Here is a 3021-nt window from a genome sequence, read left to right on the forward strand (position 1 = left end):
CGGATATGTTCACGTGCCATTTTTAACAGGAACGGCACCTGTAATTGAAAAGAAAGAAGTTGTAGCTCAAGAAGAAGCGCCGGTTAAAAATAATACAGCAGTTAAGAATAACGAGTCTATTAAGAATGTAGAATCAAGTAAACCTGTGGTAAAAGAAAAGCCGGCTGCAAAACCAGTTGCGAAATCTACTGAAAAAAGTGCGCCTACTGGTGGTCGTGAAATTACAGTAGAAGCGACGGCATATACAGCAGATCCGAGTGAGAATGGTTCGTATGGTGGTCGTGTATTAACTGCAATGGGGCATGATTTGACAGCAAATCCAAATATGAAAGTAATTGCTGTTGATCCGAAAGTAATTCCGCTTGGCTCAAAAGTATGGGTAGAAGGATATGGAGAAGCGATTGCTGGAGACACTGGTGGTGCGATTAAAGGAAATCGTATTGATGTATTAGTCGGTTCAGATGGTAGTGCTAATAGCTGGGGGCGCAAATCTGTAAAAGTGAAAGTTATACAATAGGTTATCGATATTAATATAAAAAGCGGTTGCTTGAAATTATGTAAGCAACCGCTTTTTATGGATTATTGAAAGGGATAAATAGTTTTACCTGTAATAATTTTATATGCACTGCAAAATTGTGTTTGTATATATTCTGTATTTTTATTTTCTGGATGTGATGTTGTTTCATGGAGAGTAGAATGAAAAGCCCGTAGTAAACAATTTAGGGCGAAGTATAATTCCTCTTGTGAACAATTTTGTTCTTTTGTAGAAGTAGCTAAAATGAGGTCTTTTGTCAAAGATGAAAAATTGATGGTGGATTGTTTCATAGTTAACTCATCCTCTCGAAACTATTTTTATCATGTATATGCAGAATTGGACAAACTATGTTCTTTTTTATATGTAATTTCATGTACCGAAATGAAAGAACTTGCAATCATGCCGTTAAAATTGGTAAGATTGGGTATAATCAATAGATGGAGTATATTACATAAAGAGAGTTGAATGCTATGGGAGAAGTGCAACGTGAAAAAGTTGCTGTCATCATTGGACCAACAGCTGTTGGAAAGACGAAGTTAAGTATCGATCTTGCCAAAGCGTTGAACGGTGAAATTATTAGTGGTGATTCCATGCAAATCTATCGAACGATGGATATTGGAACTGCAAAGGTAACACAAGCAGAGATGGACGGAATTCCACATTATATGGTCGATATAAAAAATCCGGAAGATTCATTTTCTGTCGCGGAATTTCAAGAACGTGTTCGCAAACATATTCGAGAAATTACAGAACGTGGTAAATTACCAATTATAGTTGGTGGGACCGGTCTTTATATACAATCTGTTTTATTCGATTATCAGTTTACAGATGATGCTGGTGATGTGATATACCGAGAGCAAATGGAAAAGTTAGCTTTAGAACGCGGTGTGGAATATGTACATAAAAAATTGCAAGAAGTAGATCCAGAAAGTGCAGAGCGTATTCATGCAAATAATGTACGACGTGTCATTCGGGCGTTAGAAATTTTCCACACGACGGGTGAAAAAATGAGTGACCAAATTGAGAAACAAGAAAAAGAGTTACTCTATGATGTTTCATTAATTGGCTTGACAATGGATCGAGAAATGCTATACGATCGCATTAACTTACGAGTGGATTTGATGATGGAACAAGGCCTATTAGAGGAAGTAGAAGGGCTGTATAATAGAGGGATACGAGATTGTCAATCTATTCAAGCGATTGGATATAAAGAAATCTATGATTATTTTGAGAATCGAGCCTCTTTAGAAGATGCGGTATCACAATTAAAGACGAATTCGCGTCGTTATGCAAAGCGTCAATTAACGTGGTTCCGTAATAAAATGGATGTCATGTGGTTTGATGTTACAGACGGTGAAAAAACGTCAGAAATTTTACGATACATAGAAGGAAAGTTACAAGTAAAGTCGAATAATAGTAAGTAGAGAAAAAGAGGAGGATTCGACATGAAGCAATCAATCAATATTCAAGATCAGTTTTTAAATCAACTCCGTAAAGAAAATACGTTTGTTACGCTGTACTTATTAAATGGTTTCCAGCTTCGTGGACTAATTAAAGGATTTGATAATTTTACAGTCCTACTGGAAACAGAAGGTAAGCAACAGCTTATTTATAAACATGCAATTTCTACATTTGTACCACAAAAAAATGTTTCAATTGAATTAGAATAGTAATGAATTATTGTACATAACAAAAAAAGAGCGAGTTTCTCGCTCTTTTTTTATTTGTCATAAACAATATATAGTGAAATTTAAGCGATTCTAAATACAGTAAGGCGGATGTTAGTATTTCCTGTCGCAGGAATCGTAATCTCATTAAGAGTAGATTGGACAGAAATTCTTGCACCAGCTACTAATGTTTCGATTGTAGTAAATGAAAGTGAGTCGCCTATTAAATTTGAAGAGAAATTATCAGTTGCGACTGCTCCATTAATTGAAATTCCTACTCCGAGTGGAGCGCATCCTGGCGCAGTTGTAGAAATGGATACGCTAATTACATAAATACCACCGTTGATAACAGTAACTGTATCTGTGCCGTTGAAGATAATATTGTTTACGTTAATTGCAGTACTAAAAATAAAGTTATTAAATTGCAGTACTGTTTGCTGAATATTGTTTGTTACAACAATTGTTGCTACAGGGAAGCTAGGTCCAGTTGGCCCAGTAGGTCCGGTAGGCCCACCAGAAGGTCCAGTAGGTCCAGTAACTCCTATACCAGTAGCGCCGGTAGCACCCGTTGGTCCTTGAATGCCTTGAGGTCCAGTGGCACCCGTGTTACCTTGAAGACCTTGAGGTCCAGTAGCACCCGTGTTACCTTGAACGCCTTGAGGTCCAGTAGCACCAGTAGCACCTGTGTTACCTTGAAGACCTTGAGGTCCAGTAGCGCCAGTAGCACCTGTGTTACCTTGAAGACCTTGAGGTCCAGTAGCGCCAGTAGCACCCGTGTTACCTTGAACGCCTTGAGGTCCAGTAGCACCCGTGTTACCT

The 3021-nt window shown here is 37.9% G+C and carries 5 protein-coding genes; 3 read left to right on the forward strand and 2 right to left on the reverse strand.

Annotated elements, in window-relative coordinates; translation table 11 throughout:
• Positions 1-517: 3D domain-containing protein (locus tag MR160_RS33240; protein ID WP_242299177.1), on the forward strand; the 517-nt coding region annotated here is incomplete at its 5' end.
• 62 nt (positions 518-579) lie between these two features.
• Here MR160_RS33240 and MR160_RS33245 read toward each other — a convergent pair.
• Positions 580-825, reverse strand: a complete 246-nt coding sequence (locus MR160_RS33245) for a hypothetical protein (RefSeq protein ID WP_000814431.1) — start codon at positions 823-825, stop codon at positions 580-582.
• A gap of 180 nt (positions 826-1005) precedes the next feature.
• Between MR160_RS33245 and miaA the strand changes: the two genes are divergently transcribed.
• On the forward strand, positions 1006-1959 hold the full coding sequence (gene miaA / locus MR160_RS33250) for a tRNA (adenosine(37)-N6)-dimethylallyltransferase MiaA (RefSeq protein ID WP_098900203.1): 954 nt from the start codon (positions 1006-1008) through the stop codon (positions 1957-1959).
• A gap of 21 nt (positions 1960-1980) precedes the next feature.
• On the forward strand, positions 1981-2205 hold the full coding sequence (hfq, locus tag MR160_RS33255) for an RNA chaperone Hfq (RefSeq protein WP_000813896.1): 225 nt from the start codon (positions 1981-1983) through the stop codon (positions 2203-2205).
• A gap of 80 nt (positions 2206-2285) precedes the next feature.
• Here hfq and MR160_RS33260 read toward each other — a convergent pair.
• Positions 2286-3021, reverse strand: a 736-nt coding sequence (locus MR160_RS33260; RefSeq protein ID WP_242299178.1) for a Gly-Xaa-Xaa repeat protein, incomplete at its 5' end; no start/stop codon positions are given.

The sequence above is a fragment of the Bacillus cereus group sp. BfR-BA-01382 genome (assembly GCF_022663475.1).
Classification (GTDB): Bacteria; Bacillota; Bacilli; order Bacillales; family Bacillaceae_G; genus Bacillus_A; species Bacillus_A thuringiensis_S.

Bases quoted from the DNA above. Each gene is read 5' to 3' on its own strand.
- MR160_RS33245 (WP_000814431.1), bottom strand. From the start codon at position 825: ATGAAACAATCCACCATCAATTTTTCATCTTTGACAAAAGACCTCATT.
- miaA (WP_098900203.1), top strand. From the start codon at position 1,006: ATGGGAGAAGTGCAACGTGAAAAAGTTGCTGTCATCATTGGACCAACA.
- hfq (WP_000813896.1), top strand. From the start codon at position 1,981: ATGAAGCAATCAATCAATATTCAAGATCAGTTTTTAAATCAACTCCGT.